The organism is Kribbella sp. NPDC002412, assembly GCF_053592935.1.
On record NZ_JBSFBL010000136.1, the window covers coordinates 1 to 2,035 of the forward strand.

Here is a 2,035-nt window from a genome sequence, read left to right on the forward strand (position 1 = left end):
GTTCGCTGGTGGCTTCAGCGTCACTTCGCCACCCGGCGCGAGTCGCAGCGTCGACGCGGTCGCGACCCGGATCGGGCCGCCGTGCGTCACCACCAGCACTCGCTCGGCGCCGGAGGTAGCGATGTCGCGGATCGCGTCCCAGACTCGTTCTCTCAACTGGGCAAAGGTTTCGCCGCCACCGCGTGCGATGTCCTCGCCGCGAGCGAAGGCGTCGACGACGTCCGGCTCCGCGTCGTACACCTCGGCGAAGGTGCGGCCGCCCCAGGTGCCGACGTCGATCTCCCGCCAGCGCTTGTCGATCCGGACCGGCGGGTGGTCGCAGGTGTCGAGGTACGGCTGGAGGGTCTCCGCGACTCGTTGCAGGTCGCTCGCGACGATCTGGTCGAAGGCGCGATCCTGCAGGTACGACGCTGCCTGCTTCGCCTGCTGGTGGCCGAGCGGGCTGAGGCCGGTGCCTTGCTGGCCTTGGTATCGCTCCTCGGCGTTCCACAGCGATTCGCCGTGCCGGAGGAGCACGAGTTCGGTCATCGCGCCGCTCCCGTCAGCTCGACCGCGAAGTGACAGGCGGCGGGATGCAGGTCCAGGCGTGTCTCGAGCGCCGGCTCTTCGCGCCCGCAGATGTCCTCGGCCTTCCAGCAGCGGGTGCGGAAGCGGCATCCCGACGGCGGGTCGGCAGGTGAGGGGACGTCGCCGCCGATGATGATCGGCTCTCGCGCCGGCTTGTCCCACGGCTTCGGGTCCGGTACGGCGGACAGCAGCGCCTGCGTGTAGGGGTGCAACGGCCGGTTGAACAGCTCGTCCTGCGTCGCCGTCTCCACCACGCGGCCGAGGTACATCACCGCGACCTGATCGGAGATGTGGCGTACGACGGACAGGTCGTGCGCGATGAACAGGTACGCCAGGCCGAGGTCGCGGCGCAGGTCCGCGAGCAGGTTGAGCACCTGCGCCTGCACGGACACGTCGAGCGCGGAGACGGCCTCGTCGCAGATCACCAGCTTCGGGCGCAACGCCAGTGCGCGGGCGATGCCGATCCGCTGGCGTTGGCCGCCGGAGAACTGGTGCGGGTAGCGCTGGGCGTGGTCCGGGTTGAGGCCGACACGTTCGAGGAGCTCGCGGACCTCGGCGCGGAAGCGGTTGCGGGGTACGACGTCCGGGTGGATCTCCCAGGCCTCGGTGATGATCTGCTCGACCGTCGCGCGTGGATTGAGGGATGCGTACGGGTCCTGGAAGATCATCTGGAGCTGCCGGCGGACCCGGCGCATGGATGCCCGGGGCAACGAGGTGAGCTCCTCGCCGTCGAACACGATGCTCCCGGACCGGGCCTTCTCCAGCCCGATGATCGTCCGCGCCACGGTCGACTTCCCCGACCCCGACTCGCCCACCAGCCCCAACGTCCCACCCGCCGGAATCTCGAAAGAAACCCCAGCCACCGCCTGCAACTCCCCAACCGCCCGCCGCAGAACTGCCGACCGCAAGGGAAACGAAGTCCGCAAATCCCGCACCACCAGCAAAGGCGCCGCCGGCTGCGCCGGCGTGGTGGGGGTGGCGGAGTGCGAGGTCATGAGATCACCCGGCATGGGGCAGGAGTCCTTCCGCGTAGTGGCAAGCGGAGCTGTGGTTCACCGGCCGGCCGGGCAGATCGCGCAATGTCGGCTCTTCCTCCGCACACAGTGCGTCGGCGTATCGGCAGCGGGGGCGGAACGAGCAGCCGGACGGTAAGGCGAGGAGGTCAGGTGGGGCGCCTTGGATGGGGGTGAGGCGGTCGCGGGGGCCGTCCACGGTGGGGACGGAGGCCATCAGGGCGGTGGTGTAGGGGTGGGCGCTGTGTTCGTAGACCTCGCGGATCGGGCCGGCTTCGACGACTCGGCCGGCGTACATGAGGACTACCCGGTCGGCGACGTCTGCGACGACGCCGAGGTCGTGGGTGATGAGGACGAGCGACATGCCTTCCTCGTCCTGCAGCCGCGCGAGGAGGTCCATGATCTGCGCCTGCACGGTGACGTCGAGCGCGGTCGTCGGCTCGTCCGCGATCAGC

The 2,035-nt window shown here is 69.8% G+C and carries 3 protein-coding genes; all 3 read right to left on the reverse strand.

The features are described from left to right. Window positions 1–528, reverse strand: a 528-nt coding sequence (locus tag ACWCOV_RS41690) for a histidine phosphatase family protein (protein WP_449834911.1), incomplete at its 3' end; no start/stop codon positions are given. Then, window positions 525–1,562, reverse strand: a complete 1,038-nt coding sequence (locus ACWCOV_RS41695; protein ID WP_449834912.1) for an ABC transporter ATP-binding protein — start codon at window positions 1,560–1,562, stop codon at window positions 525–527. The genes ACWCOV_RS41690 and ACWCOV_RS41695, both read right to left, overlap by 4 nt. A gap of 4 nt (window positions 1,563–1,566) precedes the next feature. Further along, a partial coding sequence (locus ACWCOV_RS41700) for an oligopeptide/dipeptide ABC transporter ATP-binding protein (protein WP_449834913.1) occupies window positions 1,567–2,035 on the reverse strand: 469 nt, incomplete at its 5' end.

Coding starts and splice junctions, on each gene's coding strand:
- ACWCOV_RS41695 (WP_449834912.1), bottom strand. CDS start 1,562: ATGACCTCGCACTCCGCCACCCCCACCACGCCGGCGCAGCCGGCGGCG.